This window comes from Streptomyces sp. NBC_00986, from assembly GCF_045162565.1.
Lineage (GTDB): Bacteria > Actinomycetota > Actinomycetes > Streptomycetales > Streptomycetaceae > Streptomyces.
Map to the genome: position 1 here is coordinate 3,533,528 of NZ_CP108733.1, position 26,141 is coordinate 3,559,668.

Here is a 26,141-nt window from a genome sequence, read left to right on the forward strand (position 1 = left end):
GAAGGCCCCGCGCAATGGACACCAGGCGTCTCTACTCGTTCATCAAGATCATCGACGCGGGGAGCATCACGCGCGCGGCCGACATCCTGCACATCGCCCAGCCGGCGCTGAGCCAGCAACTGTCCGCCCTGGAGGCACAGTTCGGGCAGCAGCTGCTGATCCGCAGCAAACGCGGGGTCGCCCCGACCGAGGCGGGCCGCGCCCTGTACCTGCACGCCCAGCTCATCCTCCGCCAGGTGGACCTCGCCCAGGCCGCCGTCGACGTCTCCGGCCGCGCCCCCGCCGGCAGCGTCTCGGTCGGCCTCGCCCCGTACAGCCTGGGCGCGGCCCTCGCGCTGCCCCTCCTGAAGAGCGTCCGCGAGCGCTACCCGGACATCCTTCTGCACATCAACGAGAACTTCGGCGGCGTGATCAGCGAGGCGATCATGACGGGCCGCATGGACATGGCCTTCATCTACGGCGCCGGTCCGCTCCGGGGCGTCCAGTTCGAGCCCGTCCGCACCGAGGACCTCTATCTGATCGGCGCGCCCGGCGACACGGCCCCGTCGGGGAAGGGCGAGGTCCGGCTGGAGGAGCTCGCGAGCCTGCCCCTGTTGCTGCCCAGCCGGATCCACACGATCCGGCAGGTCGTGGACGCAGCCTTCCAGCAGGCCTCGCTCCGGCTGAACGTGGTGGGCGAGGTCGAGTCCGCGCTGACCCTCGTCAACGCCGTGGACGCGGGCATCGGCGCGACGGTCCTGCCGTGGTCGGCGGCGCGCGCCATCCTCGACGTCCGCGAGCTGTCCGTACGGCGGATCGTGGAGCCCGTCATCACGGTCAAACTCTCCGTGGTGACCTCGGACAATCAGCCGCTCTCGGAGCCCGCGCTGGCCGTGCACGATCTCTTCCTGGAACTGATCGACACCGACAGGAATAAGGACGACCAATAGCGTCACACGAATCCGCTATTTGTCTCCGGTGACCGCCGCGGCTAGCGTCTTTCGAATAATCCGCCCGGCCGGTAATGCGTGGCTGTCCATGGCTCGTCACTGGAGAAGAACATGAAGAATCGTGTCCTCGCCACCCGTGAAAACCTGCCCGGTGAAGGCCTGCAACGCCTGTCCGAGAACACGGAGTTGGTGGCCTGGCCCGGTGCCGCCAAGCCCGGATCCGCCGACCTCGCCGCCATCGCCCCCGGCGTGAGCGGCGTGCTGGCCCTCGGCAACGACCCCGTGGACGCCGCCCTGATGGACGCGGCGGGCCCCTCGCTGCGCGTCGTCGCACTGGCCAGCATGGGCTTCGACAACGTCGACCGCGCCGCGGCCGCCGAGCGCGGCATCGTCGTCACGCACACGCCCCGTGTGCTCGCGGAGACCACCGCCGACCTCACCTTCGCGCTGATCCTCGCCGCCCGCCGCCGCCTCGGCGCGGCGTCCGCGAGCCTCGCGGACGGCTCGTGGGGACTGTTCCGGATGCACGACTATCTCGGCCTGGACGTCCACGGAGCCACCCTCGGCCTGGTCGGCTACGGCCAGATCGGCCGCGCGGTGGCCCGCCGCGCCCACGGTTTCGGGATGCGCGTGATCCACCACGACCCGTACGCGCCCGACGACGACCTGTCGACCTCGGTGGGTCTGGCCGCGCTGCTGGCCGACTCCGACGTCGTGTCGCTGCACGTGCCGCTCACCGACGAGACCCGCCATCTGATCTCGGCCCGCGAACTGACCGCGATGAAGCCCACGGCCACGCTGGTCAGCACCTCGCGCGGCGGGGTCGTGGACGAAGAGGCGCTGCTCGACGCCGTCCGTGAGGGGCGGCTGCACTCCGCCGGGCTCGACGTCTTCGAACGGGAGCCGATGGGAACGGAGTTGTCCCCGCTGGTGGCCGAGCCGAACGTGATCACGCTGCCGCACATCGGGTCGGCCACCGAGGCGACCCGGGCCGCGATGGTCGACCTGGCGGTGGACAACATCCTCGACGTACTGGCCGAACGGCCCGCTCGTACGCCCCTGCCCGGCAGTTCGGCGGTGGCGGGCGCGCCCGTCGGCAGCTGAACACCTACCCCGCTTGCGTGCTGCTGAGGCCGGCCCACTGCAACAGGAACCGCAGCGCGTCCTGCGAGGCCGAGTCCGGTGGGGCCGTGTACGCGACGAGGAACTGCTCCGGGTGCGTGTCGACGGTGAACTGCTGGACGTCCAGGGTGAGTTCACCGGCGACCGGATGGACGTACGTCTTGGTGAGCTGCCGCGGTCCCCGCACCTGGTGCTCGGCCCACCAGGTGCGGAAGTCCGGGTCGCGGGCGGTGAGTTCGGCGATCAGGGTGTCAAGTGCCGGGTCGTGCGGCGTGCGTCCCGCCTCCATGCGCAGCACGGCGACGCACTCACGGGCGGCCCGGGGCCAATCCCCGTACAGGGCACGGAAGTCGGCGTCCAGGAAGGTGAGCCGGATCAGATTGCGCTCCGCCGGGGGCACCGCGCCGAAGTCGGTCAGCAGGGCCGTGGCCGCGCGGTTCCAGGCGAGGACGTCCATGCCGCGGTGCAGCACCATCGCGGGGACGTCGTGCATGGTGTCCAGCAACTGCCGTAGCCGCGGGGCGACTTCGGCGCGTCCGGGCAGCCGGGTGGACGCTCCCGGCGCGACCTCGGCCAGGGTGAAGAGGTAGGTGCGCTCGTCGGGGGCGAGGTGGAGCGCGTCGGCCAGGGCGTCCAGGACGGCTCGGGAGCCCCGGCGGGTGCGGCCCTGTTCCAGGCGGACGATGTAGTCGACGCTCACGTGCGCGAGGTACGCCAGTTCCTCCCTGCGCAGCCCGGGCACGCGCCGCAGTCGGCCGTCGTCGGGGAAACCCGCCTGCTGCGGGTCGCGGTCCGCCCGGCGGGCGCGCAGGAAGTCGCCCAGTTCGTTGCCTGAGGGGCCGGCGGGGCCGGCGGGGGGCGGCGCGTCACGGTCTGCCATGGCTCCAGTGTCCCCGGGTCGGCGGGCGCGTGCCTGGTACAGAACCGCATAGGCAGAGCCGTCCCTGGTGGCGCGGGGCGGGATGGCGTGACGGTGGGGGCACGGCCGTACACCGGCTCCCCCACCTCCGACTGGAGTGCATCCTCATGCGTACCGATGTCACCTTCCTCAGCGCCGGCCTGAAGCTCGCCGGTCACCTCTACACCCCGGACGACGGGACGCCGGGGGTGCCGCGTCCCGCGATCGTGGTCGGGCATCCCGGCACCGGGGTGAAGGAACAGGCCTCCGGGCTGTACGCCCGCCTGCTGGCCGAGCGCGGGTTCGTCACGCTCGCCTTCGACGCCGCCTACCAGGGTGAGAGCGAGGGCGAGCCGCGCAGCCTGGAGGATCCTGGGCAGCGGGTCGAGGACCTCAAGGCCGCCGTCTCCTTCCTCGGCACCCTCGACGCGGTCGACCCCGGCCGCATCGGGGCGCTGGGCATCTGCGCCTCCGGCGGCTACGCCCTGGCGGCGACCGCGACCGACCCGCGCATCCGGGCCGTGGGCACGGTAAGCGCCGTAGACATGTCACGTCAGTTCCGGCTCGGCGCGGACGGCGCCCAGGACCCGGCCGTCGTAGCGGGCATGCTGGCCGCCGCCTCCGCGGCCCGTACCGCCGAAGCCGGTGGTGCGGACGTCCAGCGTTTCCCGGTCTTCCCCGCCACCGAGGAGGAGGCGCGCGCGGGCGGCCCGCATGTCTACGAGGGCTGGGAGTACTACTGCTCTCCGCGCGCCCAGCACCCCCGCTCGGCCAAGGCGCTGACCTGGACGAGCGTGGATCGCATCGCCGCCTTCGACACGTTCGCAGCCGTCGCCATGATCGCGCCGCGGCCGCTGCTGCTGATCGTCGGACGGGCCGCGGTGACGTCCTGGATGAGCGTGGAGGCGTTCCAAAAGGCTTCCGGGCCGAAGCAGTTGGCGTGGATCGAAGGCGCTTCGCACGTCGACCTCTATGACAAGGACGAGTACGTGACGCCCGCCGTGGAGAGGCTGAGCGGCTTCTTCGCCGACCACCTGACGGCGTGATCCAGCCGCCTGAACCTGCCGTGTGGATCCGGTCGTGTGATCCAGCAGACAGCGAAAACTACACAAGTAACTTGGCAAAGTTACTTGTGTAGTTTTACCTTGGATCCATGACCACGAACCCCCCGCCGCAGCAGTCCGTCGTGACCGCTCAGCGGCTCAACGACGCGATGACCCGGCTGCGCGCGCGGCTGCGCACGGAGTCGGGGCAGCATTCGACCGGCCTGACCCTCACGCAGCTCGGTGTGCTGGCGAGCGTCGTGCGAGAGGGGCCTGTCACCGCCGCGCGGCTGGCCACGCTGGAGCGGGTCAGCGCGCAGTCCATCGCGCAGAGCCTGGCCGTGCTCAAGGCCGCCGGGCTGGTCCGCAGCGAGCCCGACGCGCAGGACGGCCGCAAGAAGCTGATGAGCGCCGACCCGTCCGCGACCGAGCTGGTCGAGAAGCTGCTCGCGGGCCGCGCCTCCTTCCTGGCGCGGGCCATCGACCAGCTGGTCGCCCCGGACGAGCGCAAGGACGTGGAGAAGGCCATCGAGCTGCTGGAGCGCCTCGCCACGACAGAGCTGAACAACGGCGGGATATGAGCACCGACACCGGCAAGGCAGCCGGACCGGCGCGCGACCTCGTGCGCAAGCCCTTCGCCTGGACCTTCACCACCCCGCTCTATGTGGGCGCCGGGCTCAACCCGGTCAACAGCTCCATCATCGCGACCGCGCTGGTGCCGATCGCCACCGAACTGCATGTCGCGGTCGGCAGCACCGCCGTCCTCGTCTCCTCGCTCTATCTGGCCAGCGCCGTGGCGCAGCCCACCGCCGGCAAGCTGGCGGAGGTGCTCGGGGCGCGCCGGATCTTCCTCGTCGGCATCGTCCTGGTACTGCTCGGCGGGGTCGTCGGCGGCCTCGGCCAGAACCTCGCGATGCTGACCGTGGCCCGGGTCCTGGTCGGCATCGGCACCTCGGCCGCGTTCCCCTGCGCGATGGTGCTGATCCGGCGCCGCGCCCAGGACGCCGGTCTCGACGCCCCGCCGGGCGGAGTCCTCGGCGGCATCGCGATCGCCGGCATGGCCACCGCGGCCATCGGCCCGCCCATCGGCGGACTGCTGGTCGGCGCCGCGGGCTGGCGCTGGGCGTTCCTGATCAACATCCCGGTGACCCTGGCCGCGATGGTGATGGCCGTGCGCTGGCTGCCGAAGGACCCGGCGCTCGACCGCGCGGACAACGGTTTCCGCAGGGTCGCCGACCGGATCGACCTGCCCGGCATCCTCGGTTTCGCCGTGACGATGACCGCGCTGGTCGTCTTCCTGACGGGTCTCCCCCGCCTCGGGTGGACCGCGCTCGCCGTCTTCGTCCTGGCCGCCGTGCCCACGGTCTGGTGGGAGCTGCGCAAGCCGGGCCCGTTCTTCGACTTCCGCGGCCTGGCCGCCAACGGCGCCCTCACCCGCACCTATCTGCGCCAGGCGCTCTCCCTGCTCGGCACGTACACCGTGATGTACGGCGTGACGCAGTGGATGGAGGCCGCGCACGGGCTGTCCACCGTGACGGCGGGACTCCTGCTGCTGCCGATGGGCGCCGTCTCCGCGCTCCTCTCGCGCCCGCTCGCAAGCCGCAACCTGATCCGTGGCCCGCTGGTCGTCTCGGCGGTGTCCATGCTGATCGGCTCGGCCGCGATCATGCTGCTGACCTCGCACAGCCCGGCGATCGCGATCGTGCTGGTGTCCCTGATCTTCGGCGTCGCCTCGGCGACCACCACCGTCGGCAACCAGACCGCCCTCTACCTGGAGGCGCCGCCGGACCAGATCGGCACCGCCTCCGGCCTGTTCAGGACCTTCGGCTACCTCGGGACGATCACATCGGCCGTGATCGGCGGCATCGTCTTCCGCACCGGCGTGACCGACCACGGCCTGCACGTCCTCGGCCTCGTCCTGGTCGGCGCGGGCCTCACGGTCCTCCTGCTGACCGTCCTGGACCGCCGCCTGATGGGCCGCACCAAGACCACCTGACCGCACCTCAGTAAGAACCCCACCAAGGAGAACCTCGCGTGAGCACCCCCTCCCTCCCCACGATCACCCCCGAGCGCACGGCCCTGCTGGTCATGGACTTCCAGAACGGGATCGTCCCCATCGCCCCCGACTCCGACGCCCTCGTCGAGCGGGTCAAGGACACCATCGCCGAGGTCCGCGCGGTCGGCGGCGCCATCGGCTACGTCCGCGTCGCCTTCACCGAGGACGACTGGTCGGCGGTCCCCGAGACCAACAAGTCCTTCAGCGCGGTCGCCGCGGCGAAGATGCTGCACCACGAGGACGACGCCACGCAGATCGACGCGCGGATCACGCCCGAGGACGGCGACATCGTCGTCCGCAAGATCCGCTACGGCTCGGGCTCGACCACCGATCTCCACGAGCAGTTGAGCGACCGCGGCATCGACACCCTGGTCCTCGCCGGCATCAGCACCAGCGGCGTGGTCCTGTCCACCGTCATCGACGCGGCCGACCGTGACTACCGCGTCTTCGTCCTCTCCGACGGCGTCGCCGACCCCGACGCCGAGACCCACCGGGTGCTGGTCGAGAAGGTGTTCCCGTCCCGGGCCCACGTCATCGACACCACGGATCTACGACAGCTGCTGCGCTCCGTCTGACACGGCGCTCACGCCGGTGTCCCGGGCGGCGTCCCGGGGAAGACCACCCGGAGCTTCCGCACCCGCCCGCCCTGGCGGAACATCAGCCATGCCAGGGTGGGCGGGCAGGGGTTGGGGATCCCGGCGGGGTTGACGGCCTCCATCTCCCAGATGGCGATGTCCCGGCTGGCCACGACATGGCGCAGATGCTGGGTCACGCCCTTGTCCCGGGTGCTCCGCATCGCCGGGAAGGGATGGAGGCGTCCGCCGTCCTTGTTGAGGACACCGACCAGTTCGGTCTCCTCGGGCCACAACTCCAGGATCTCCGGGGGCAGTTGGCCGCGCATGGCGCCGTCCAGCGTGACCTCGGCCTCCTGCCTGCTGTCCTCGGTGAGCGCGGAGGCGTCGTCGTGGCCCCCGGCCGCGGTCGACAGCAGGACCTTGGCCATCTTCGCCCGGGCCTGATTGAGCCGGCTGCGCACGGTGCCGACCGGCACCTCGCAGACCTCGGCGATCTCCTGGTACGAGGTGATCCCGCTGAAGTGCCGCAGCATCAGCACCAGCCGCTGCTGCTGCGGCAGTTCCTCCACCGCGTCCCAGATCCAGTCCCGCATCGCGTGCTGCTCGACGACCCGCTCCGGGTGCGAGGGCTCGTCGTCCCGCACGTACACCTGCTCCAGCGCGTCGAGCCCGGGCAACTCCCGCACGGCCCGCAGCCGCATCCGGGCCGCGTTCCGCACGATCGCCCGCAACCACGCCCCTACGGCGGCGGGTTCGCGCACGTCACCGATGCGCCGCAGCGCGGTCAACGCTGCATCCTGTACGGCGTCCTCGGCGTCGGGCCCGTAGCCGAGCAGGCTCAACGCGACGGCACGCATGGGCGCCTGATGACGCGTCAGCAACAGACCCAGGGCATCGGACTCGCCTGCCTGGGCCCTGCGGGCGAGTTCCTCGTCCGTGGGGTGGTCGAGGGGCACCATGAAGCCTCCATGCGCACACATCACAAGCCCTGTGCCAGCGCGGCGAGTTGGACTCATGCTCCGGGGACCCCACTTCTCCCACCCGCCGGTGAACAGGAGATGGACCCCGCGTGTCGGACCGAGGGGACCCTTGTCGAGGAAGATACGCCGCTCCGGCTCCCCGTCGGGCCCCCTCGCCCAGGTCGGTCGACCTGTTGGTCAACCCGCCCTCGTGTCAGGCCTGTTCGGCCGTCCCGGGCTCGGGCAGCCAGCTGCCGTGGAAGCCGGACGGGACCGGGTACGGCAGTTCCACGACCGCCTGCACGGAGAGGTCGCCGGCGTCGAGGACGAGGAGTTCACCGGCCGCCCCGTTGTCGTCCGAGACGAGCGACATGAGCCAGCCCGCGTCCTCGTCGGTGCCGTCCGACGCCGGTACGAAGACGGCCTCGCCGGAGTAGCGGCTGCCGGGCGTCTTGTGGACGTCGCCGGTCTGGCGCTCCAGGTCGTGCTTGGCGATGCCGTCGCCGTTGACCGTGTAGAGGTAGCGGTTCCGGCGCCCGGTGAGGGTCTCGTTGTGGGTGGGGAACTCGGCCTCGCGGTCGTCCAGTTGGGTCTCGGTGACCCGGCCGGCCACCGGGTCCAGGGTCCACCGGTACAGGACGGAGGGGGCTTGGGTGTGCCCCGGTTCCCGCACCCCGACCTGACCGTTCGCCACACCGGGGACGCTCGGCGTGCCCGGACCGGTGGGCCCGCCGATGTCGCCCCAGACCTTCCGGAACCCGGCGTCGTCGTAGCGCACCGCGTCCAGCACCACACGGCCCTGCGCGTCCTCGTAGGCGTTGCCCACGTGGAAGACGTAGCAGGGGTCGACGTCGAACCACTGCACATCGGTGGACCCGTGTTCGCGGGACATGATCCCGATCCGCGCGCCGTACGCCTCGGCCCACCGGTACGGCATACCGCCGCGCCCGGCCAGGGTGTGGTCGAAGACGACGGGCAGGTCCATCCACACGATGTGGTTCTCGGTGATCGCGAAGTCGTGCATCATCGTCGGCCCGGGCACGTCGATCGGCCGGCTGTCGAGCAACTCGCCCTCCGGGGTGACCCGGTGATAGGTGAGGTAGGGCGGCGCGAACCCGGTCCCGAACAGGTGCAGTTCACCGGTGACCGGGTCCTCCTTGGGATGCGCGGTCATCGCGGTGGTCAGCTTCCCGCCGAAGTCGTACGGCCCGACGGTCTCCAGCTCCGGGGTGACCCAGTAGGGCAGGCCCACCTCGCACAGGGCGAGGACAGTGTCGGCGTGCCGGATGACGTGCGTGTTGGCGGGCACCGCGGCGAGGTCGACGCTGAAGTCCTCGCGGACGAAGGGGTGGCCCTCCAACTCCCGTGTCTTGACCCACCTGTTGCGGTACCACTCGGCGCGGCCGCCCCGCAGCCGGATGCCGTGCAGCATGCCGGGTCCGGTGAACCAGTGGCCCCGGTCCTCGCCGGGCAGCGGGTTGGGGCCGTTGCGCAGATAGCGGCCGTCCAGGTCGGGCGGCAGGGTGCCTCGTACGGTGAGCTCGGCAGCGGTGTACTCCTCGGGGACCGGCGCGAAGCGGCCCTGGAGGTAGAGGGGTGCGGGTGTCTCGTTCTCGGTCGTCATGCTGCTTTCCTTCAAGACGTCAGAAGTCATAGGGGTCAGGGGAGTCGGACGGGTCGGCGAGTCCGCCGTACGGGCGAACCGCCATTGCCCGGGCCGGAGTTGGCCGCGGCGGCGGACACTGATGGCGCGCGTCCGCCGCCGCGGTGGTGGCGGCCGTGCTGAGCACCGCGGCCGCCACGGCTGTCGGCTGTCGGCTGTCGGCTGTCGGCTGTCAGTGGAGAAGGCTCACGCTGTGGTGCCCGTTGCCGCCTGCTTGATGAACGCGGCGACCTCGGCGGGCTTGGACACGTACACGGCGTGGCTGCCGCCGGTCTCGGTGACGGTCGCGCCGGCCCGCTCGGCCATGAGGCGCTGGGCGGCCGGCGGGATCATGTGGTCGTCGGTGGCGACGAGGTAGTAGCTCGGCCTGGTCCGCCAGGCGGGCTCGGTGACCGCGCCAGCCAACGCCTCTACACCCCACGGCACTTGGGAGTCCGCGAGGAACCGGGCGTCGTCGGCGGGCAGGTCCCCGGCGAAGGACGCGGCGAACTTCTCCCGGTCGAGGAAGAGGAACCCGTCGACGGGCGGCAGGATCGGCGGAACGGGAGCACCGGGCGGCGGGTCGGCGATGAGGGTGTTCACGGACTCGCCCTTGTCGGGCGCGAACGCCGCGATGTAGACGAGCGCCGAGACCTTCTCGTGGGTGCCGGCCTCGGTGATCACCGCGCCGCCGTAGGAGTGTCCGACGAGTACGGCCGGGCCGTCCTGGGCGTCGAGGACCCGTTTGGTCGTGGCGACGTCGCCCTCGAGGGACAGCGTGGGGTGCTGGACGACGCTCACGTGGTGACCGTCGGCGCGGAGCGCGTCGTAGACGCCCCGCCAGCCCGATCCGTCGACGAATCCGCCGTGCACGAGGACGACGTTCTTTGCGATGCTCACGATGCGCCAACTCCTTCGTGGGGTAAGTGTTTTGGTGCTGGGCTTTGGTGCTGGGCTTTGGTGCTGGGCTTTGGTGCTGGGCTTTGGTGCTGAGCTTTGGTGCTGAGCTTTGGTGCTGAGAGGTCAGACAGGGCGCGGGACGGTGACGGCCGTTACCGAACGACCCTCACCGACGTCTGGGTCTGCCCCGGCGCCTGGGCGAGCGCCATGAGGCGGGCCTGGGCGCGGGCGGGGTAGACCTTCGTGAAGACGGCGGGGGCGACCAGTCCGACGACGTGGGCGGTGATGCCGACCCAGGCCGGGGCGTCCACCGCGCCTGCGATGGCCAGGCTGACGGCGATGAAGGTGAAGCCGGCTCCCCAGGCGCTGGTGATGTAGTTGTTGACCTGGACGAACTCCGGCATGTCCCAGTACTCACGCGGGGTCTGCCGCTTGGCGATGCCCAGCGTGAAGGGGCTTCGCACCACGAGACTCCCCCAGGCGGTGCCGGCCAGCCACACGAAGGAGATGACGTCGGTGTGGTCGGCCAGCGACGAGTCCGGCCTGACGACGGAGACGGCGCCGATCACGACGAAGTAGGCGAGGGTGCTGATCTCCAGCACGAGCGCGTCGAAGCCGACCCCGCGGCGACGGTCGTTCAGCATCATGAGCAGCCCCGTGACGAGACCGCCGAGCGCGCCCCAGCGCCAGTCGAAGGACGAGAGGACGCCGGCGACGATCCAGGGGGCGAATCCGGGCAGATAAGCCAACATTGATTGTTTCCTCGGTGGAGTGGAGTGGACGCCGACTAGATGCACGGCGGCCCTCGAAGTTCGAACCTTGCAATGTGATGCCGGTCACATGACTGCGTGCACGCACGACGGCTAACCGGATAGAACTATCCACTTAATGTAGGGTGGTGAGCATGACCTGTCGAGAGGAGTCGTGATGGGAGTTCCGATGTCACGCAAGATCTGGCTTCCCTTGGGGGCCGCCGTCCTGGTGCTGAACGCGGTGCAGTGGGTGGTGTCCGAGGCGGTCGCCGCGGCCGCCTGGACCACCCCGGTCTACAGCTACGCCACGAACTACATCAGCGACCTGGGCGTCACGGACTGCGGCACCAAATTCCAGGACCGCACCCTCTGTTCGCCGGATCACGCGCTGATGAACACGTCGTTCATCGTCCAGGGGATCCTGTTCGCCGCCGGAGTGATCCTGCTGGCGGTGCCCCTGCTCACGGGCCGCGTACGCCGCGTGGTCATCGCCCTGGCGGGCGCGCACGCGGTGGGCTTCCTGCTGGTCGGCCTGTTCCACGGCTCCGCGAACGGCGCGAGCTACAGCCTGGGGCTGCACGTCGGGGGCGCCTCGGTCGCCATCCTGTGCGCGAACACGATCGTGATCATGGCGGGCTCACTGAAGAGCCTCCAACTGCCGCGCGCGTACCGTGTGTTCAGCATCGCGGTCGGCGTCCTGGGCCTGCTGAGCGAGGCGGGTGTGGGCGTCTCGACGAGCACGGCCGGCATCTTCGAGCGGGGCGGTGTCTACTCATGGCTGCTGTGGAGCGTCGTGACCGGCGTATCGCTCCTGGTCAGGCAGGCACGCCGGACCACCGGGGCGAAGATGCCGGAGAATGTCCCGGCGTGAGCCCGGATACCCCGCACCAACGCCCGCTGCGAGCGGACGCGGAACGCAACCGCCGCCTGATCATGACGACGGCCGACCGCCTGTTCGCCCGGCGGGGGACGACGGTCCCCCTGAACGAGATCGCCCGCGAGGCCGGAATCGGCGTAGGCACGGTCTACCGCCGCTTCCCGGACCTCCAGTCCCTGGTGGACGCCCTGTTCACGGAACGCTTCACGATGTTCCTGGACCTGGCGACCAGGGCCGCGCAACTCCCGGACCCGGCCCAGTCCCTACGGCACTACCTGCTGGCGGCGGCACAGTGGCGCTCCGAGGACCGCGCCCTGGAGGTCATCCTGGCCAACGCGAGCGTCGACACGGGCCCGGTCGCCCGCACCCGCGACCAACTGGGCCGCCTCGTCGACGGCCTCGCGGAACGAGCGGTGACCGCCGGCGCCGTCCGCAAGGACTTCGCCAGCGCCGACGTGTACGCCTTCCTGAACATGATCGGCGCGGTCGCGGACCGCACGCACGAGGTCGCGCCGGATGCCTGGCGGCGGTACGCGGAGGTGCTGATGGTGGGGTTCGGGCTGGAAGGAGCGGCGGCGGACGGTATGGCGGCGTTGACGGACGAGCAACTGTTGGACAGCTGGCCGAAGCCGTTGGGCGAGCAGGGCCAGCAGAGGTAGCGCGGGCTGGGGCAACCGCGGGTCAGTTGCCCTTTTCCACGGGTTCGAGGATGGCGACACACTCGACGTGGTGGGTCATCGGAAACAGATCGAACGCCCGCAACGTCCGCACCCGATACCCCCCGTCCCGGAAATAAGCGATGTCCCGAGCCAACGCAGCAGGATCGCAAGCCACATAGGCGATCTTCCGCGCCCCGAGGGACGACAGGTGTTCCACGGTCTTCTTGCCCGCCCCCGCCCGCGGCGGATCGAGGACGATCAGGTCGACCTCGCTGATCCCGGTCCGCGGCAGCACGCTCTCGACCTTGCCCTGCTCGATGCGGACGCGTTCGAAGCCCGCGAGGTTGTGCCGGGCGTCCTCGACCGCGCGCTTGCCCGACTCGATGCCGAGCACCGCGCCCTTGTCGCCGAGGCGGTCGGCCAGCGCGCCGGCGAAGAGGCCGACGCCGCAGTACAGGTCGAGGGCCATGTCGCCCTTGCGCGGCAGCAGGCCCTGCATGACCGCCTTGACGAGGGTGTCCGCGGCCATCGGGTGGACCTGCCAGAAGCCGCCGCTGCCGACCCGGTACGTACGGCCGTCGGCGCGCTCGCGGACGAACGCGCGGCCGTGCACGCGGTGGATGCCTCCGTCGTGCTCCTCGACGCGCATGACCGAGACGGGGCGTTCCAGCTCGACCAGGGGGAGCCGCGCGCCGGGGCGGGGCTCCAGGATGACCATGCGGTCCTGGGAACCCGTCGCCGCGATCGCCTCGACCGAGGCCATGCCGGACCAGTCGCGCTCCTCGATGCCCAACTCGCTGACGCCCGACGCGGCGATCATGCAGTGCTCGACGGGCTCGACCTCGTGCGAACGGTGCTTGCGCAGACCGGCGTTGCCGTCGACGTCGACCGCGTACTGCACGCGCGTGCGCCACCGCGGCACCTGGCCCGCGGGCAGCTTGTCGCCCTCGGCCGGCATCACCGTGCCGTCCCAGCCGGCCTCCTCGGGCGTGAGCCCCGCGAGCCGCTGCAGCTGCTCGGTGATGACCTCGCCCTTGAGGCGACGCTGGGCGCCGGGTTTGGCGTGCTGCCAGTCGCAGCCGCCGCAGCGGCCGGGGCCGGCGTACGGACAAGGGGCTTCGACCCGGTCCTTGGACTCGTCCAGGATCGTCACCGCGTCGGCACGCAGGAACCGCGCGCCCTCCTCGCCGTCGGTGACCCGCGCGACGACCCGCTCACCGGGCAGCGCGTGCCGGACGAACAGCACCTGCCCCTCGGACGTACGGGCGATGCAGTGCCCGCCATGGGCGACGGGCCCCACCTCGACCTCGTACTCCTCCCCCACCAGCGATTTCTTCGGTTCTGCCTGCATGGCGGGGTGACTCCACAACGTCAAAGGGGGTACGGCCGGACAACAGCCCACCAGTCTACGTGGACCCCGCCCGGCCGCTCACCACAAAGCGGCCGACCCTAAAGCTTGGTCGAAGACTCCCGGTGCCGCTCCTCCGCAGGACCCCGCCGTACCGCACCCGGCGCACTCCACTCGCTCCGCTTCCGCGCCCGGATCTTCGCCGCCTCGGAGGACTCCAGCTGGTACGGCACCGACGTCACCATCACGCCCGGCGTGAACAGCAGCCGCCCCTTGAGCCGCAGCGCGCTCTGGTTGTGGAGGAGGTGCTCGTACCAGTGGCCGACCACGTACTCGGGGATGATCACGGACACCGCGTCCCGCGGCGACTCCTTCCGCAGCCCCTTCACGTACTCGATGATCGGCCGCGTGATCTCCCGGTACGGCGAGTCGAGCACCTTCAGCGGTACGTCGATCCCGCGCCGCTCCCACTCCTCGCGCAGCGCCTTGGTCTCCGCCGGGTCCACGTTGACGCTGAGCGCCTCCAGCGTGTCCGAGCGCATCAACTTGGCGTAGGCCAGGGCCCGTAGAGCCGGGCGGTGGATCTTGGAGATCAGGACGACGGAGTGGACGCGGGACGGGCGGAGGCTGTCGTCGCTCGGGCCCTCGGGGGCCGCGATCTCCTCGGCGACCCGGTCGTAGTGCTTACGGATCGCGGTCATCGTGGCGTAGAAGATGCACATGCCGAGCAGCGCCACCCAGGCGCCGTGGGTGAACTTCGTGACCAGGACGACGACCAGCACCAGGCCGGTGAAGAACGCGCCGAAGGTGTTGATCGCGCGCGAGCGGACCATGTGGCGGCGCTTGGCCAGGTCCTTCTCGGTGGCCAGGTGACGGTTCCAGTGCCGGACCATGCCGGTCTGGCTCAGGGTGAACGACACGAACACGCCCACGATGTAGAGCTGGATCAGGCGGGTCGAATCCGCGCCGTAGATCGCCAACAGCAAGGCGGCCGTGCCGGCGAGCAGCACGATGCCGTTGGAGAAGGCCAGGCGGTCGCCGCGGGTGTGCAGCTGGCGCGGGAGGTAGCGGTCCTGGGCGAGGATCGAGCCCAGCAGGGGGAAGCCGTTGTACGCCGTGTTGGCGGCCAGGAACAGCACCAGCGCGGTGGCCGCGGCGAGCACGATGAACAGGAAGCTGCCCTTGCCGAACACGGCCTCGGCGACCTGCGAGATCACCGGGTTCTGGACATAGCCGGAGCCGATCGCGACGCCGTTGTGGATCAGGTCGGTGCCCGGGTTCTCGGCCATGCGGACCTTGGTCGTCATGGCCAGCGCGATGATCCCGCAGAACATCGTGACGGCCAGGATGCCCATCGCCGCGAGGGTGGTCGCCGCGTTCTTCGACTTGGGCTTGCGGAAGGCCGGGACGCCGTTGGAGATCGCCTCGACACCGGTGAGCGCCGCACAGCCGGAGGAGAAGGCGCGCAGGAGCAGGAAGACCAGGGCGAAGCCCGCCAGGCCCTGGTGTTCGGCCCTGATGTGGTAGGCGGCGGTCGGCGCGCGCATGGTGTCGCCGAGGACCAGGCCGCGGAAGGCGCCCCACGCGATCATGACGAAGACACCCGCGACGAAGACGTACGTCGGGATCGCGAACAGCGAGCCGGACTCCTTCACCCCGCGCAGGTTCATCAGCGTGAGCAGCACCACGACGGCGACCGCGCAGATCACCTTGTGCTCGATCACGAACGGGATCGCGGAGCCGAGGTTCTCGATGCCGGAGGCGATCGAGACGGCGACGGTGAGGACGTAGTCGACGAGCAGGGCGCTGGCGACGGTGAGGCCGGCCTTGGGGCCGAGGTTGGTGGTGGCCACCTCGTAGTCGCCGCCACCGCTGGGGTAGGCGTGCACGTTCTGCCGGTAGGAGGCGACCACGGTGAACATCAGCACCACGACCGCGACCGCGATCCAGGGGCTGAAGTGGTACGCCGACACGCCCGCGATGGAGAGGACCAGCAGCACCTCGCCGGGCGCGTACGCCACGGAGGACAGCGGGTCGGAGGCGAAGACGGGGAGTGCGATGCGCTTCGGCAGGAGCGTTTCGCCCAACCGGTCGCTGCGCAGTGCGCGCCCGATGAGGATGCGCTTGGGCACGTCGGTCAGTTTGGACACAACAGAGGATCGTAGGCCTTCGAACAGGCGATCCTCTACTTTCCGCCGTCTTACCCCCTGTCATCTGCCTCACGAGTGAAATAAGGGACGAGTGGAGTTGCGGATTCCGTCAAGATCGCCGACACCGTGTCTATATGACAAAACCCCGCTCCCGCCGCCTCCTGGAGGTTCCATGCCCGCGACCGCAGAGCTGATCGGTGGCCTGGCCGCCCTCGTCGGCCTCGGAATCCTCACCCTGGCCAGCGTGCGCAGCATCGGACGCCGCTGACGCACAGGGGTGCCGTGGAGGGACCGGGCGTGTGTAGCTTGGGCCTCGGTCTGAGACCCTGATGGGGCTGAGCATTGATTTCAGGACACCGGAAGGACGGTCGTGCACATCGTCATCATGGGCTGCGGCAGAGTGGGTTCCGCTCTCGCCCAGACCCTGGAGCAACAGGGGCACACGGTCGCCGTGATCGACCAGGACCCCACCGCCTTCCGTCGGCTGGGCCCCGGATTCGGCGGCCGCCGGGTCACCGGGGTCGGCTTCGACCAGGACACCCTGCGCGAGGCCGGCATCGAGGAGGCGGGCGCGTTCGCGGCCGTCTCCAGCGGTGACAACTCGAACATCATCTCCGCGCGCGTCGCCCGCGAGATGTTCGGCGTCGAGAACGTCGCGGCCCGTATCTACGACCCCCGCCGTGCCGAGGTCTACCAGCGCCTGGGCATCCCCACGGTCGCGACGGTCCGCTGGACTGCCGACCAGATGCTGCGCCGGCTGCTGCCCTCGGGCGCGGAGCCGCTGTGGCGGGACCCCACCGGCGGTGTCCAGCTCGCCGAGGTGCACGCCTCGGCCGCCTGGGTCGGCCAGCGGATCAGCAAGCTGCAGGAGGAGACGGGCGTCCGCGTGGCGTTCCTCACCCGGCTCGGCGAGGCGATGCTGCCCTCTTCGCAGACCGTGTTGCAGGAGGGCGACCTCGTGCACGTGATGATGCGTACGGACGAGGTCGACAAGGTCGAGGCGGCGTTCGCCAAGGGTCCCGAAGAGGAGGGCGGTCACTGATGAGGGTCGCCATTGCCGGTGCCGGCGCGGTCGGACGTTCGATCGCCGGAGAGCTGCTGGAGAACGGTCACGAGATCCTTCTCATCGACAAGGCCCCGACCGCGATCTCGGTCGAGCGGGTCCCCCAGGCGGAGTGGCTGCTGGCCGACGCCTGCGAGATCACGTCCCTGGACGAGGCGGCGCTGCAGCGCTGCAACGTCGTGATCGCCGCGACCGGCGACGACAAGGTCAACCTCGTCGTCTCCCTCCTCGCGAAGACGGAGTACGGCGTCCCGCGCGTCGTCGCCCGCGTCAACAACCCCAAGAACGAATGGCTCTTCAACGAGTCCTGGGGCGTCGACGTGGCCGTCTCCACCCCCCGCCTGATGTCGGCCCTGGTCGAGGAGGCGGTGTCGGTCGGCGACCTCGTCCGCCTCCTCCGCTTCAGCCACGGCGACGCCAACCTCGTCGAGCTGACCCTCCCCGAGGAGTCCGCCCTCGCGGGCACCCAGGTCGGCGACGTGGAGTGGCCGGAGGACACGTCCCTGGTCACGATCATCCGCGGCACGCGCGTGCTGACCCCGTCCCGCGAGGACTCTCTGGAGGCGGGCGACGAGCTGCTGTTCGTGGCGGCTCAGGCGCGTGAGGAGCAGTTGGAGGACCTGTTGTCGGTACGCCGGGAGGACGCGGCGAGCTGACCCCTTCGGGGATACGACGAGGAGGGGCGCCCTGAGATCTCAGGGCGCCCCTCCTCGTCGTAGCGAAAGTCGCGAAAGCAGCGGACGCTATGCGTCGCGACGGTGCCGTCCCGCCGTGGCGTCCTGGGCCTCGCCCGAGGCCTCGGCCGCGGCCTTGCGTTCCTTCTCGGCCTGTTCCTCCGCCTCCATCTCCGCGAACACGTCGATCGGCGCGGGTGCCTTCGCGAGGAAGACCCAGGTGAGCCAGACGGCGAGGAGGAAGGGCGGGATCTTCAACGCGACCAGGACCCAGCCGAGTTGGGCGGTGTTGGCCCACCAGTAGAGCGGGAAGAGGATCGCGCACTTGGCGAGCAGGATCAGGCCCCAGGCCCAACTGGCCTTCGCGTAGGCCTTCTTGCGGCCGGGGTTGCGGGTCCGCCAGGAGAGGTTCTCCTTGAAGACCGGGCCGAGGATGAGGCCGATCAGCGGGACGCCCGCGAGGGTGGTGATGATGTACGCGAGCGCCAGGCCCAGCGTGTAGAGCATGCCGGGGAGATAGAAGTTCTTGGCGTTGCCCGTCATCATCGCGAAGACCACACCGAAGGCGACGCCGAAGACACCGCTGAAGGCGTGCTTGACGGTGTCCCGGGTGGCCAGCCGGACCACGACCAGGGCCAGCGCGACGGCCAGGGCGGCGATCGCCGACCAGTGCAGGTTCTTGTTGACGGTGAAGATGCTGACGAAGAGCAGGCCGGGCAGGACCGTTTCGATCATGCCGCGCAGTCCGCCGAACGCCTCGAAGAGGGCTGCCTCGGTCACCGCCCGGACATCCTGCTCGCTGTCTTCGGCGTCCACGGTGTCCGCGGTCGGCTTGTCGAGCGACGTCACCGGCTACTCCCGTCCGAGGGGTTTCAGTTCGTATTTGGGGTTGAAGAGCACCCGGCGGCCCCGGCTCATCGAGATCCGGCCGGACGCGATCAGCTTGCGCCCCGGTTCTATCCCCACGATGGAGCGCCTGCCGAGCCACACGACGTCCAGGGCGGCCGAACCGTCGAACAGCTCGGCCTCCAGGGCCGGAACTCCCGCCCGGGGGCGCAGCGTGACCGTGCGCAACGTACCAGTAACCGTCACGATCTGTCGGTCGTGGCAGTCGCCGATCCGGACACAGCCCTCGGTCTCGGCGTCCTCACGCAGCTCCTCCGACTCCAGGTCCTCCTGCGAGGTGGAGAGCCGGTCGAGCATGCGCCGGAACCGTCCGGCCGGCTTTTCGGAACGAGGGACAGCGCTCATATCTGAAGCGTACCGGGGTCCACTGACAGCAACGTACCCACGGCCCTAGCGCTCGAACCGGTAGCCCATACCGGGCTCCGTGATGAAGTGCTTGGGATGCGCGGGGTCCGTCTCCAGCTTCCGCCGCAGCTGTGCCATGTACACGCGCAGATAGTTCGTCTCGGTCCCGTACGACGGCCCCCACACCTCCTGGAGCAGCTGCTTCTGGCTGACCAGCCGCCCGGTGTTGCGCACGAGCACCTCCAGCAGATGCCACTCCGTGGGGGTGAGCCGTACGTCCCGCCCGTCCCGCTGGACCTTCTTGGCGGCCAGGTCGACCGTGAACTCCTCGGTCTCGACCAGGACGTCGTCCTCACCGCCCCCGGTGGGCTCGGCCCGGCGCACGGCCGCCCGCAGCCGGGCCAGCAGCTCGTCCATGCCGAACGGCTTGGTGACGTAGTCGTCGGCACCCGCGTCCAGCGCCTCGACCTTCTCGTCGGAGGAGTGCCGCGCGGACAGCACCAGGATCGGCACCCGGGTCCAGCCGCGCAGCCCCCGGATCACCTCGACGCCGTCCATGTCGGGCAGCCCCAGGTCGAGGACGACCACGTCCGGGTGCTTGGAGGCGGCGAGATCGAGGGCGGTCTTGCCGTCGGCGGCCGCGTCGACCTCGTACTTCCGCGCCTTGAGGTTGATCACGAGGGCCCGCACGATCTGCGGCTCATCCTCGACCACGAGGACCCTGGTCATGAGGCCTGCCTTTCCGGTTGTACGTCAAACACGTCGTGCGCGTCTTCTACGATGCCGTCCGCCGCGCGGAGCGTGAGCACCATGGTGAGGCCTCCGCCGGGCGTGTCCTCGGCGTTGAGGGTGCCGTTCATCGCCTCGGTGAAGCCGCGCGCCACGGCGAGACCGAGTCCGACTCCGGCGCCGCGCGGGGCGTCGCCGTAGCGCTGGAAGGGCTCGAAGATGCGGTCCTTGGCCTCGTCCGGGACTCCCGGGCCCCGGTCGACCACCCGTACCTCGACGCGGTCGGCGATGGCGCTGGCGGACACCAGGACGGTTTCGCCGGGCGGGCTGTACTTGACCGCGTTCTCCACCAGGTTGGCCACCGCCCGCTCCAGCAGCCCGGGGTCGACGGCCACCATGGGCAGCGTCTCCGGGATGTCGAGTTCGGCGCTGCCTTCGGGGACCCCTCCCAGGGCCATCGGCACGACCTCGTCGAGGTCGATTTCGCGGATGATCGGCGTGACCGTGCCGGTCTGCAGGCGGGACATGTCGAGCAGGTTCCCCACGAGGTGGTCGAGCCGGTCGGCACCGTCCTCGATGCCCTCCAGGAGCTCGGCCTGGTCCTCCTCGGACCACGCCACGTCGTCGGAGCGCAGGGAGGACACGGCCGCCTTGATACCGGCGAGCGGGGTCCGCAGATCGTGGCTCACGGCCGCCAGGAGGGCCGTACGGATGCGGTTGCCCTCGGCGAGCGCGCGGGCCTGGTCGGCTTCCTCCCGTAGACGCCTGCGGTCCAGGACTACGGCGGCCTGCGCGGCGAAGGCGGCCAGCACCCGGCGGTCGGAGGCGGGCAGCACGCGGCCGGTCAGCGCGAGGGCCATGTGGTCGCCGACGGGCATGTCCACATCGCCGTCCTCGGGCCGCTCCAGCGGCGCTCCCACGCCGACCCGGCCCGCACAGGTCCAGGGGTCCACGTCGCTCTTGCGCTCCAGCAGGGCCACCGACTCCATGCCGAAGGTCTCCCGGACCCGCTCCAGGAGCGCCTCGAGGCTGGTCTCGCCGCGCAGCACGCTGCCCGCGAGGAACGACAGGATCTCCGACTCGGCGCGCAGTCTGGCGGCCTGCTGGGTGCGTCTCGCGGCAAGGTCGACCACGGAGGCCACGGACACGGCGACGCCGACGAAGATCGCGATGGCGACGATGTTCTTGGGGTCGGCGATCGTCAGCCGGTGCAGCGGGGGCGTGTAGTAGTAGTTCAGCAGGAACGATCCGACGGCCGCCGAGACCAGCGCCGGCAGCAGCCCGCCGAGCAGTGCCGCCGCCACGGTCAGCGACAGGAAGAGCAGCATGTCGTTGGCGAGCCCGAGATGCACGGCGTTCAGCAGCAGCGCGAGCCCCACCGGCCCGACCACCCCGACCAGCCACCCCGAGACGATCCGGGCCCGCCCGAGCCGCGCGCCCCGGGACACGGGCAGCCCGCGCCCCTTGGCGACCTCTTCGTGGGTGACGATGTGGACGTCCAGGTCGGGCCCGGACTCGCGTGCGACCGTGGCCCCCACCCCCGGCCCGAAGACGTACTGCCAGGTCTTGCGGCGCGAGGACCCGAGGACGATCTGCGTGGCGTTCACCCCGCGCGCGAAGTCGAGCAGCGCGGCCGGGATGTCGTCGCCGACGACGTGGTGGAAGGTGCCGCCGAGGTCCTCGGCGAGGGTGCGCTGGAGGGCGAGTTCCTTCGGGGAGGCCGAGGTCAGCCCGTCGCTGCGCGAGATGTAGACGGCCAGCACCTCGCCGCCGGCCCCCTTCTCGGCGAGCCGCGCGGCCCGCCGTATCAGCGTCCGCCCTTCGGGGCCGCCGGTCAGTCCTACGACGATCCGCTCGCGGGAACCCCAGATCGCCGAGACCTGGTGCTCGCTGCGGTACTCCTGGAGGTACTCGTCGACCCGGTCGGCCACCCAGAGCAGCGCCAACTCCCGCAGGGCGGTGAGGTTTCCGGGCCGGAAGTAGTTCGACAGGGCCGCGTCGACCTTGTCGGGTTTGTAGATGTTGCCGTGCGCCATGCGGCGGCGGAGCGCCTGGGGCGACATGTCGACGAGTTCGATCTGGTCGGCCCGGCGGACGACCTCGTCCGGCACGGTCTCCTGCTGCCGCACCCCGGTGATCGACTCGACGACGTCGCCGAGGGACTCCAGGTGCTGGATGTTGACGGTGGACACGACGTCGATGCCGGCCGCGAGCAGCTCCTCGATGTCCTGCCAGCGCTTGGTGTTGCGGGAGCCCGGGATGTTGGTGTGGGCGAGTTCGTCCACCAGGGCGACGGCGGGGGCCCGGCGCAGCACGGCGTCGACGTCCATCTCGGTGAAGACGGTCCCCCGGTAGGCCAGCTCCGCGCGCGGGACCTGCTCCAGGCCGTGGAGCATCACCTCGGTGCGGGCCCTCCCGTGGTGCTCCACGAAGGCGACCACGCAGTCGGTGCCCCGCTCCACCCTGCGGTGGGCCTCGGACAGCATGGCGTACGTCTTGCCGACGCCCGGTGCCGCACCGAGGTAGATCCGAAGCTTGCCGCGTCCCATGGCCCCATTGTCTTCCCGTCACAGCTCTGTACGCAGCGTCGACTTTACGTCCAATAAGTCCGACAAATGGGGTGACGAGTGCGCTCAGGGACGTCTTTGACACAACCCTGATGCCCGTACGGCACCGTACGGGCATCAGGGTCCGGCGCTGTTCAGTTGGGGTTGTCGCCGTGGGTGAGGGTCTCCCAGGCCACGAAGAGGTTGTTGCTGCCGGCCGGGCGGTTGTTCAGGGTGAGCGTCTGGGTGTTGGTCATGGCGATGCCCAGGCGGTTGTGCAGGGCGTTGTAGCCGACCTCGGTGACCGGCCCGAGCCCGAGGGTCAGCGAGCCGCCGCACAGCCAGCTGGGTACGGCCGTGCCCAGCTGGTACTTGGCCTGGAACCCGAGCGCCTGCCGCAGCCGCTCCCCCACGTCGGTGCCGTAGAGGTCGGTGCCCTGGATGCGGCTGGTCTCGGCGACGTGCGAGATCGACGAGAGGCCGTACCCGGTGTGCGTGAAGTCGCGGCACGTCTCCTGGGTGAGGCCGGTGACGAAGGTCGACTGGCCCTGCCAGTAACTGACGATCTTCGCCGTGGTGTTGAGGTTCTGGCTCGGCACAGTCTTCGGCACGGAACCGTCCGAGGCGAGGTAGATGTACGCGGCGGTACGGGTCCGGAAGAGCGCCATCGCCTTGTCGTACGACGTCTTGTCCTCCAGGAAGACGGAGATGCCGACGGCGGCGTCCATCATCGTCAGCTCCCAGTTCCCGTTGGAATTGGAGCCGTTGATGATCTCGGGCAGGTACACGTTGCGCAGCATGGTCGCGAAGCGGGCCGAGTTGGTCCACGTCCCGGTGTACGTGTACTTGATGATCTCGGCGGCCTTTGGCCAGGAGGCGCCGGCCCAGCCGGTCTGCAGGGGCGCGTTGCTGTTGGTGTGGCTGGTGATCGTGGCCGACCAGGCGTCCATGATCTCGATGGCCTTCTGGGCGTAGCGCGCGTCCTTGGTGATGTACCAGGCGAGCGCGTCGGTGTAGGCCGCTATCGCGTCCTCGCGCTCGTCGGTGCAGCCGTAGTTGGGGTTGGAGTACGAGCCGCACTCGACGACGGCCCTGGGCTTCGGGGTCCGGGTCAGACTCGCGTAGGAGCTGGCCATCATCTGGTCGTAGGCGCCCTTCCAGGGCTGGGCGCCGGCGAGGACCTCGGTGCGGGCGAAGTCCAACTGGCTCCGGGAGACGTCGACTCCGGGGTGGACGAAGGTGGCGGGGGCCGCCTGGGCGGCGGTGCCGGGCTGGGCGAAGAAGCCCAGGACCAGGGCGGTGACGACGGAGAGCAGGGCAGCGCGGCGCACGGTGACTCCGTTCTCGTATGTGAACACAGAGCACCCTCATGAACTTGGGCGTTGAGCCGAGACCATAGGTACGGACCAATGAGCCGTCAAGAGTGCGCGCACGACGAAGGGCCGCACCCTGACGGGGTGCGGCCCTTTTTCGCCTGTTCCGGTGTTCTGTTCCGGCTAGCGGACCTCGGTGATCTCCGGTCCGCGCTGAAGCTGGCCCATGCCGCCGGAGAAGCGGGAACCCGCCTCCTCCTGCTGGACGCCCTCGGGAACCATCTGGGCGTCGTTCGGCAGCTTCAGGACGATCGGGTCGCGGGGCGCCATCGGGCCCTCGCCGCGCACGACGACCGTGTCCCGGAAGATCTGCTCGAGCAGCCCGGCCGCCTGCGGCTGCACCGCGCCCTGCCCGGAGATCACCCCGCGCAGGAACCAGCGCGAACCGTCCACGCCGACGAACCGCACGACCTGGAAACCGCCCGTGCCGTCCGGCAGCTGCACCGGAACCTGCGCGCGCAGCTCCCAGCCCAGCGGCCCCTCGACCTCGTCGACGATGCCGCCCTGCTGGGTGATGCCGCTGGCGATCTCCTCGCGGACCTCACCCCAGATGCCCTCGCGCTTGGGGGCGGCGAAGGCCTGCAACTGGATGGCACTGTCCTTGAGGACCACGGTGGCGGCGACGATCGCGTCACCCGCGACCTCGACCCGCAGCTCCATGCCGTCGACTCCCGGCACGAACAGACCGCCCAGGTCCACCCGGCCCTCGGCGGGGTCGCCGATCTCCGAGTCGTCCCAGGGTCCGTCGGGGCGGGGTTCCGGCTCGAGCTTCACGCGCTCGACCGACTCGTCCGCCTCAGTGTCGACGTCGTCGACGACCTGCTCGGCCTCGCTCGCCGCGTCCTCGGCGGCAGTGCCCTTCTTGCGACGTCCGAACACGTCACTGTCCTTCCCGGTCGGATACGACCGAAGCGTATCGATTCCCACCCGTGGTGCCGCCCACGGCGGCATGACCGCCGGTGGACCCGAAGCCCCCCTCGGCCCGCGCCGATTCGGGAAGCTCCGCGACCTCCTGGAAGCGGACCCTCTCGACCTGCTGGACGACCAGCTGGGCGATCCGGTCGAAGCGCTCGAACCGAACCGACTCGTACGGGTCGAGATTCACCACGATCACCTTGATCTCCCCACGGTACCCGGCATCAACCGTCCCCGGGGCATTCACCAGGGCAACACCGCAGCGGGCGGCGAGCCCCGAACGAGGGTGTACGAAGGCCGCGTACCCCTCCGGGAGAGCGATAGACACCCCCGTGGGCAGTACGGCCCGTTCACCCGGCTTCAGTTCCCGGCTCTCGGTGGTCCGCAGATCGGCTCCCGCGTCGCCGGGATGCTCGTACGACGGAAGCGGTACGTCCGGGTCGACACGGCGGATCGACACGTCCAGAGAACTACGGCTCACGGGTTCACCTCGAAGGCACGGGTACGCCGGACCTGGTCCGGGTCGTCCATGGCGGCCCGGATCTCCTGCGGGCGGCCGTTGTCGATGAAGTGGTCGACCTTCACCTCGACGAAGAGGGCGTCGGCGCGCACCGCGAGGGGCCCGTCGGGGCCGCCGATGCGTCCGGTGGCGGTCGAGTAGATCTTCCGGCCGGCCACGGCCGTCACCTCGGCCTCCAGGTACAGCACGGTGTCCACGGGCACCGGCCGGACGAAGTCGGTCTCCAGGCGGCCGGTCACCGCGATCGTCCGCAGCAGCCAGTTCAGCGAACCGAGGGTCTCGTCCAGCGCGCTGGCGAGCACCCCGCCGTGCGCGAGGCCCGGGGCGCCCTGGTGGGCGGCCCGCACGGTGAACTCGGCGGTGATGGTGACGCCCTCACCGGCCCGCGCCTCCAGATGCAGCCCGTGCGGCTGGTCGCCGCCACACCCGAAACACTGTTCGTAGTGCGCACCGAGCAGCTCGCCCGGCGCGGGCGCATCAGGGTGCCGCACCGGTTTCACGGCGTCGGACGGAGGCTCAAGAGCTGGAGAAGTACCACTCACAGCCGCAGACCTTACCCGCGCGTCGGTAGGTTCCGGACACCGTGCCAAGCTTGGCTCCATGCAGCTTTCCGCCTCCCCCTACGACGAGCGCCTCACCGCCCCCCGTTCGTGGTGGTTCATCTCGTTCCTGGTGGGCGTCTCCTTCGCCCTGATCCTGCTGCCCTTCGGCACCCTGCCGCTGCTCGGCGGCCTGGTCGGCGGCACCGCCGTCGCCTCCGTCATGGCCAGTTCCTACGGCTCGCTCCGCATCCGGATCGTGGGCGACCAGCTGGTCGCGGGCGAGGCGAAGATCCCGGTGACGGCTCTGGGCGAGGCGGAGATCCTGGACCCGGAGGAGGCCCGCGCCTGGCGGACCTACAAGGCCGACACCCGCGCCTTCCTGCTGCTGCGCTCGTACATCCCCAGGGCACTGCGCGTCGAGGTCACCGACCCCGACGACCCGACGCCGTACCTGTATCTGTCGACCCGCGAGCCGGAGCGGCTTGCGGAGGCGATCAAAGCGGCACGGGCGGCCTCGGCGTAGTCCATCGCGTCCAACATCTCGCCTTGATAACGCCCCCAACGAGTTACCACGAAAATGGATCATGCGCGGCAAAGTAGTTGCCTGTCATGCGCAGT

26 protein-coding genes are annotated in these 26,141 nt (G+C 70.2%); 11 read left to right on the forward strand and 15 right to left on the reverse strand.

The genetic code is table 11. The features are described from left to right. The first annotated feature begins 14 nt into the window (after nt 1–14). Both nac and OG504_RS15135 read left to right on the forward strand, forming a co-directional pair. On the forward strand, nt 15–929 hold the full coding sequence (gene nac, locus OG504_RS15130; RefSeq protein ID WP_405845055.1) for a nitrogen assimilation transcriptional regulator NAC: 915 nt from the start codon (nt 15–17) through the stop codon (nt 927–929). Between the two features lie 111 nt (nt 930–1,040). Continuing rightward, nucleotides 1,041–2,033: a 2-hydroxyacid dehydrogenase gene (locus tag OG504_RS15135; protein WP_405990315.1), complete on the forward strand. Its 993-nt coding sequence runs from the start codon at nt 1,041–1,043 to the stop codon at nt 2,031–2,033. A 4-nt stretch (nt 2,034–2,037) separates the two neighbouring features. Here the strand turns inward: OG504_RS15135 and OG504_RS15140 are convergent, their stop codons facing one another. Next, complete coding sequence (locus OG504_RS15140) at nt 2,038–2,931, reverse strand: helix-turn-helix transcriptional regulator (RefSeq protein WP_405990316.1); 894 nt, start codon at nt 2,929–2,931, stop codon at nt 2,038–2,040. 146 nt (nt 2,932–3,077) lie between these two features. Between OG504_RS15140 and OG504_RS15145 the strand changes: the two genes are divergently transcribed. The 4 genes from OG504_RS15145 to OG504_RS15160 all read left to right on the forward strand — a co-directional run bounded on the left by OG504_RS15145 (nt 3,078) and on the right by OG504_RS15160 (nt 6,623). Continuing rightward, nucleotides 3,078–3,995, forward strand: coding sequence for an alpha/beta hydrolase (locus OG504_RS15145; protein ID WP_405990317.1), 918 nt, complete (start codon nt 3,078–3,080; stop codon nt 3,993–3,995). Between the two features lie 107 nt (nt 3,996–4,102). Further along, a complete protein-coding gene (locus OG504_RS15150) occupies nt 4,103–4,573 on the forward strand; it encodes a MarR family winged helix-turn-helix transcriptional regulator (RefSeq protein WP_405990318.1) in 471 nt (156 codons plus the stop codon). Continuing rightward, nucleotides 4,570–5,988 carry an MFS transporter gene (locus OG504_RS15155; RefSeq protein WP_405990319.1) on the forward strand — a complete coding sequence of 473 codons (1,419 nt, stop codon included), beginning with the start codon at nt 4,570–4,572 and terminating at the stop codon, nt 5,986–5,988. The genes OG504_RS15150 and OG504_RS15155 overlap by 4 nt, the downstream gene beginning before the upstream one ends. A gap of 38 nt (nt 5,989–6,026) precedes the next feature. Further along, complete coding sequence (locus OG504_RS15160) at nt 6,027–6,623, forward strand: cysteine hydrolase family protein (protein WP_405990320.1); 597 nt, start codon at nt 6,027–6,029, stop codon at nt 6,621–6,623. Nucleotides 6,624–6,631: 8 nt separating this feature from the next. Here OG504_RS15160 and OG504_RS15165 read toward each other — a convergent pair whose 3' ends face one another. The 4 genes from OG504_RS15165 to OG504_RS15180 all read right to left on the reverse strand — a co-directional run bounded on the left by OG504_RS15165 (nt 6,632) and on the right by OG504_RS15180 (nt 10,876). Next, on the reverse strand, nt 6,632–7,582 hold the full coding sequence (locus OG504_RS15165; RefSeq protein ID WP_405990321.1) for an RNA polymerase sigma factor: 951 nt from the start codon (nt 7,580–7,582) through the stop codon (nt 6,632–6,634). 214 nt (nt 7,583–7,796) lie between these two features. Continuing rightward, nucleotides 7,797–9,206: a carotenoid oxygenase family protein gene (locus OG504_RS15170; protein ID WP_405990322.1), complete on the reverse strand. Its 1,410-nt coding sequence runs from the start codon at nt 9,204–9,206 to the stop codon at nt 7,797–7,799. A gap of 225 nt (nt 9,207–9,431) precedes the next feature. Beyond that, the gene (locus OG504_RS15175) at nt 9,432–10,124 is read right to left on the reverse strand and encodes an alpha/beta fold hydrolase (RefSeq protein WP_405990323.1); all 693 of its coding nucleotides are present in this window, start codon (nt 10,122–10,124) and stop codon (nt 9,432–9,434) included. 152 nt (nt 10,125–10,276) lie between these two features. After that, nucleotides 10,277–10,876, reverse strand: coding sequence for a hypothetical protein (locus tag OG504_RS15180; protein WP_405990324.1), 600 nt, complete (start codon nt 10,874–10,876; stop codon nt 10,277–10,279). 187 nt (nt 10,877–11,063) lie between these two features. Here OG504_RS15180 and OG504_RS15185 point away from each other — a divergent pair, with 187 nt between their 5' ends. Together OG504_RS15185 and OG504_RS15190 are read left to right on the forward strand one after the other, a co-directional pair. Beyond that, nucleotides 11,064–11,747 (forward strand): DUF998 domain-containing protein, encoded by a 684-nt coding sequence (locus OG504_RS15185; RefSeq protein ID WP_405990325.1) that lies wholly within the window; start codon nt 11,064–11,066, stop codon nt 11,745–11,747. Then, on the forward strand, nt 11,744–12,412 hold the full coding sequence (locus OG504_RS15190; protein ID WP_405990326.1) for a TetR/AcrR family transcriptional regulator: 669 nt from the start codon (nt 11,744–11,746) through the stop codon (nt 12,410–12,412). The genes OG504_RS15185 and OG504_RS15190 overlap by 4 nt, the downstream gene beginning before the upstream one ends. Before the next feature lie 22 nt (nt 12,413–12,434). Here OG504_RS15190 and OG504_RS15195 read toward each other — a convergent pair whose 3' ends face one another. Further along, nucleotides 12,435–13,763 (reverse strand): class I SAM-dependent RNA methyltransferase, encoded by a 1,329-nt coding sequence (locus OG504_RS15195; protein ID WP_405990327.1) that lies wholly within the window; start codon nt 13,761–13,763, stop codon nt 12,435–12,437. 98 nt (nt 13,764–13,861) lie between these two features. Beyond that, nucleotides 13,862–15,910, reverse strand: a complete 2,049-nt coding sequence (locus OG504_RS15200; RefSeq protein ID WP_405990328.1) for an APC family permease — start codon at nt 15,908–15,910, stop codon at nt 13,862–13,864. A 370-nt stretch (nt 15,911–16,280) separates the two neighbouring features. On the opposite strand from OG504_RS15200, the gene OG504_RS15205 reads away from it, so the two are divergent. Then, nucleotides 16,281–16,952 (forward strand): TrkA family potassium uptake protein, encoded by a 672-nt coding sequence (locus OG504_RS15205; protein WP_033283949.1) that lies wholly within the window; start codon nt 16,281–16,283, stop codon nt 16,950–16,952. Further along, entirely contained in the window at nt 16,952–17,629 is a 678-nt protein-coding gene (locus OG504_RS15210) for a TrkA family potassium uptake protein (protein ID WP_019061074.1), read from the forward strand. Before OG504_RS15205 ends, OG504_RS15210 begins: the two co-directional genes overlap by 1 nt. Nucleotides 17,630–17,716: 87 nt before the next feature. Here OG504_RS15210 and OG504_RS15215 read toward each other — a convergent pair whose 3' ends face one another. From OG504_RS15215 to OG504_RS15250, 8 genes are all read right to left on the reverse strand, one after another. Continuing rightward, nucleotides 17,717–18,496, reverse strand: a complete 780-nt coding sequence (locus OG504_RS15215) for a DUF3159 domain-containing protein (protein WP_405990329.1) — start codon at nt 18,494–18,496, stop codon at nt 17,717–17,719. A gap of 3 nt (nt 18,497–18,499) precedes the next feature. Then, on the reverse strand, nt 18,500–18,898 hold the full coding sequence (locus tag OG504_RS15220) for an OB-fold nucleic acid binding domain-containing protein (protein ID WP_078652621.1): 399 nt from the start codon (nt 18,896–18,898) through the stop codon (nt 18,500–18,502). Between the two features lie 45 nt (nt 18,899–18,943). Then, nucleotides 18,944–19,627, reverse strand: a complete 684-nt coding sequence (locus OG504_RS15225) for a response regulator (protein WP_033283951.1) — start codon at nt 19,625–19,627, stop codon at nt 18,944–18,946. Next, the gene (locus OG504_RS15230; RefSeq protein WP_405990330.1) at nt 19,624–22,176 is read right to left on the reverse strand and encodes an ATP-binding protein; all 2,553 of its coding nucleotides are present in this window, start codon (nt 22,174–22,176) and stop codon (nt 19,624–19,626) included. The genes OG504_RS15225 and OG504_RS15230 overlap by 4 nt, the downstream gene beginning before the upstream one ends. A gap of 152 nt (nt 22,177–22,328) precedes the next feature. Continuing rightward, nucleotides 22,329–23,504, reverse strand: coding sequence for an alginate lyase family protein (locus OG504_RS15235; protein WP_405990331.1), 1,176 nt, complete (start codon nt 23,502–23,504; stop codon nt 22,329–22,331). A 165-nt stretch (nt 23,505–23,669) separates the two neighbouring features. Further along, a complete protein-coding gene (locus OG504_RS15240; protein ID WP_405990332.1) occupies nt 23,670–24,425 on the reverse strand; it encodes a DUF3710 domain-containing protein in 756 nt (251 codons plus the stop codon). Nucleotide 24,426: 1 nt separating this feature from the next. Further along, nucleotides 24,427–24,942, reverse strand: coding sequence for a dUTP diphosphatase (dut, locus tag OG504_RS15245; protein ID WP_033283954.1), 516 nt, complete (start codon nt 24,940–24,942; stop codon nt 24,427–24,429). Further along, nucleotides 24,939–25,523 carry a PaaI family thioesterase gene (locus OG504_RS15250; protein ID WP_405990333.1) on the reverse strand — a complete coding sequence of 195 codons (585 nt, stop codon included), beginning with the start codon at nt 25,521–25,523 and terminating at the stop codon, nt 24,939–24,941. Before OG504_RS15250 ends, dut begins: the two co-directional genes overlap by 4 nt. 58 nt (nt 25,524–25,581) lie before the next feature. Between OG504_RS15250 and OG504_RS15255 the strand changes: the two genes are divergently transcribed. Further along, nucleotides 25,582–26,046, forward strand: a complete 465-nt coding sequence (locus OG504_RS15255; protein WP_405990334.1) for a DUF3093 domain-containing protein — start codon at nt 25,582–25,584, stop codon at nt 26,044–26,046. Nucleotides 26,047–26,141 lie beyond the last annotated feature (95 nt).

Coding starts and splice junctions, on each gene's coding strand:
- OG504_RS15140 (WP_405990316.1), bottom strand. CDS start 2,931: ATGGCAGACCGTGACGCGCCGCCCCCCGCCGGCCCCGCCGGCCCCTCA.
- OG504_RS15170 (WP_405990322.1), bottom strand. CDS start 9,206: ATGACGACCGAGAACGAGACACCCGCACCCCTCTACCTCCAGGGCCGC.
- OG504_RS15180 (WP_405990324.1), bottom strand. CDS start 10,876: ATGTTGGCTTATCTGCCCGGATTCGCCCCCTGGATCGTCGCCGGCGTC.
- OG504_RS15165 (WP_405990321.1), bottom strand. CDS start 7,582: ATGGTGCCCCTCGACCACCCCACGGACGAGGAACTCGCCCGCAGGGCC.
- OG504_RS15135 (WP_405990315.1), top strand. CDS start 1,041: ATGAAGAATCGTGTCCTCGCCACCCGTGAAAACCTGCCCGGTGAAGGC.
- OG504_RS15220 (WP_078652621.1), bottom strand. CDS start 18,898: ATGAGCGCTGTCCCTCGTTCCGAAAAGCCGGCCGGACGGTTCCGGCGC.
- OG504_RS15255 (WP_405990334.1), top strand. CDS start 25,582: ATGCAGCTTTCCGCCTCCCCCTACGACGAGCGCCTCACCGCCCCCCGT.
- OG504_RS15225 (WP_033283951.1), bottom strand. CDS start 19,627: ATGACCAGGGTCCTCGTGGTCGAGGATGAGCCGCAGATCGTGCGGGCC.
- OG504_RS15210 (WP_019061074.1), top strand. CDS start 16,952: ATGAGGGTCGCCATTGCCGGTGCCGGCGCGGTCGGACGTTCGATCGCC.
- OG504_RS15150 (WP_405990318.1), top strand. CDS start 4,103: ATGACCACGAACCCCCCGCCGCAGCAGTCCGTCGTGACCGCTCAGCGG.
- OG504_RS15145 (WP_405990317.1), top strand. CDS start 3,078: ATGCGTACCGATGTCACCTTCCTCAGCGCCGGCCTGAAGCTCGCCGGT.
- OG504_RS15185 (WP_405990325.1), top strand. CDS start 11,064: ATGTCACGCAAGATCTGGCTTCCCTTGGGGGCCGCCGTCCTGGTGCTG.
- nac (WP_405845055.1), top strand. CDS start 15: ATGGACACCAGGCGTCTCTACTCGTTCATCAAGATCATCGACGCGGGG.
- OG504_RS15155 (WP_405990319.1), top strand. CDS start 4,570: ATGAGCACCGACACCGGCAAGGCAGCCGGACCGGCGCGCGACCTCGTG.
- OG504_RS15230 (WP_405990330.1), bottom strand. CDS start 22,176: ATGGGACGCGGCAAGCTTCGGATCTACCTCGGTGCGGCACCGGGCGTC.
- OG504_RS15195 (WP_405990327.1), bottom strand. CDS start 13,763: ATGCAGGCAGAACCGAAGAAATCGCTGGTGGGGGAGGAGTACGAGGTC.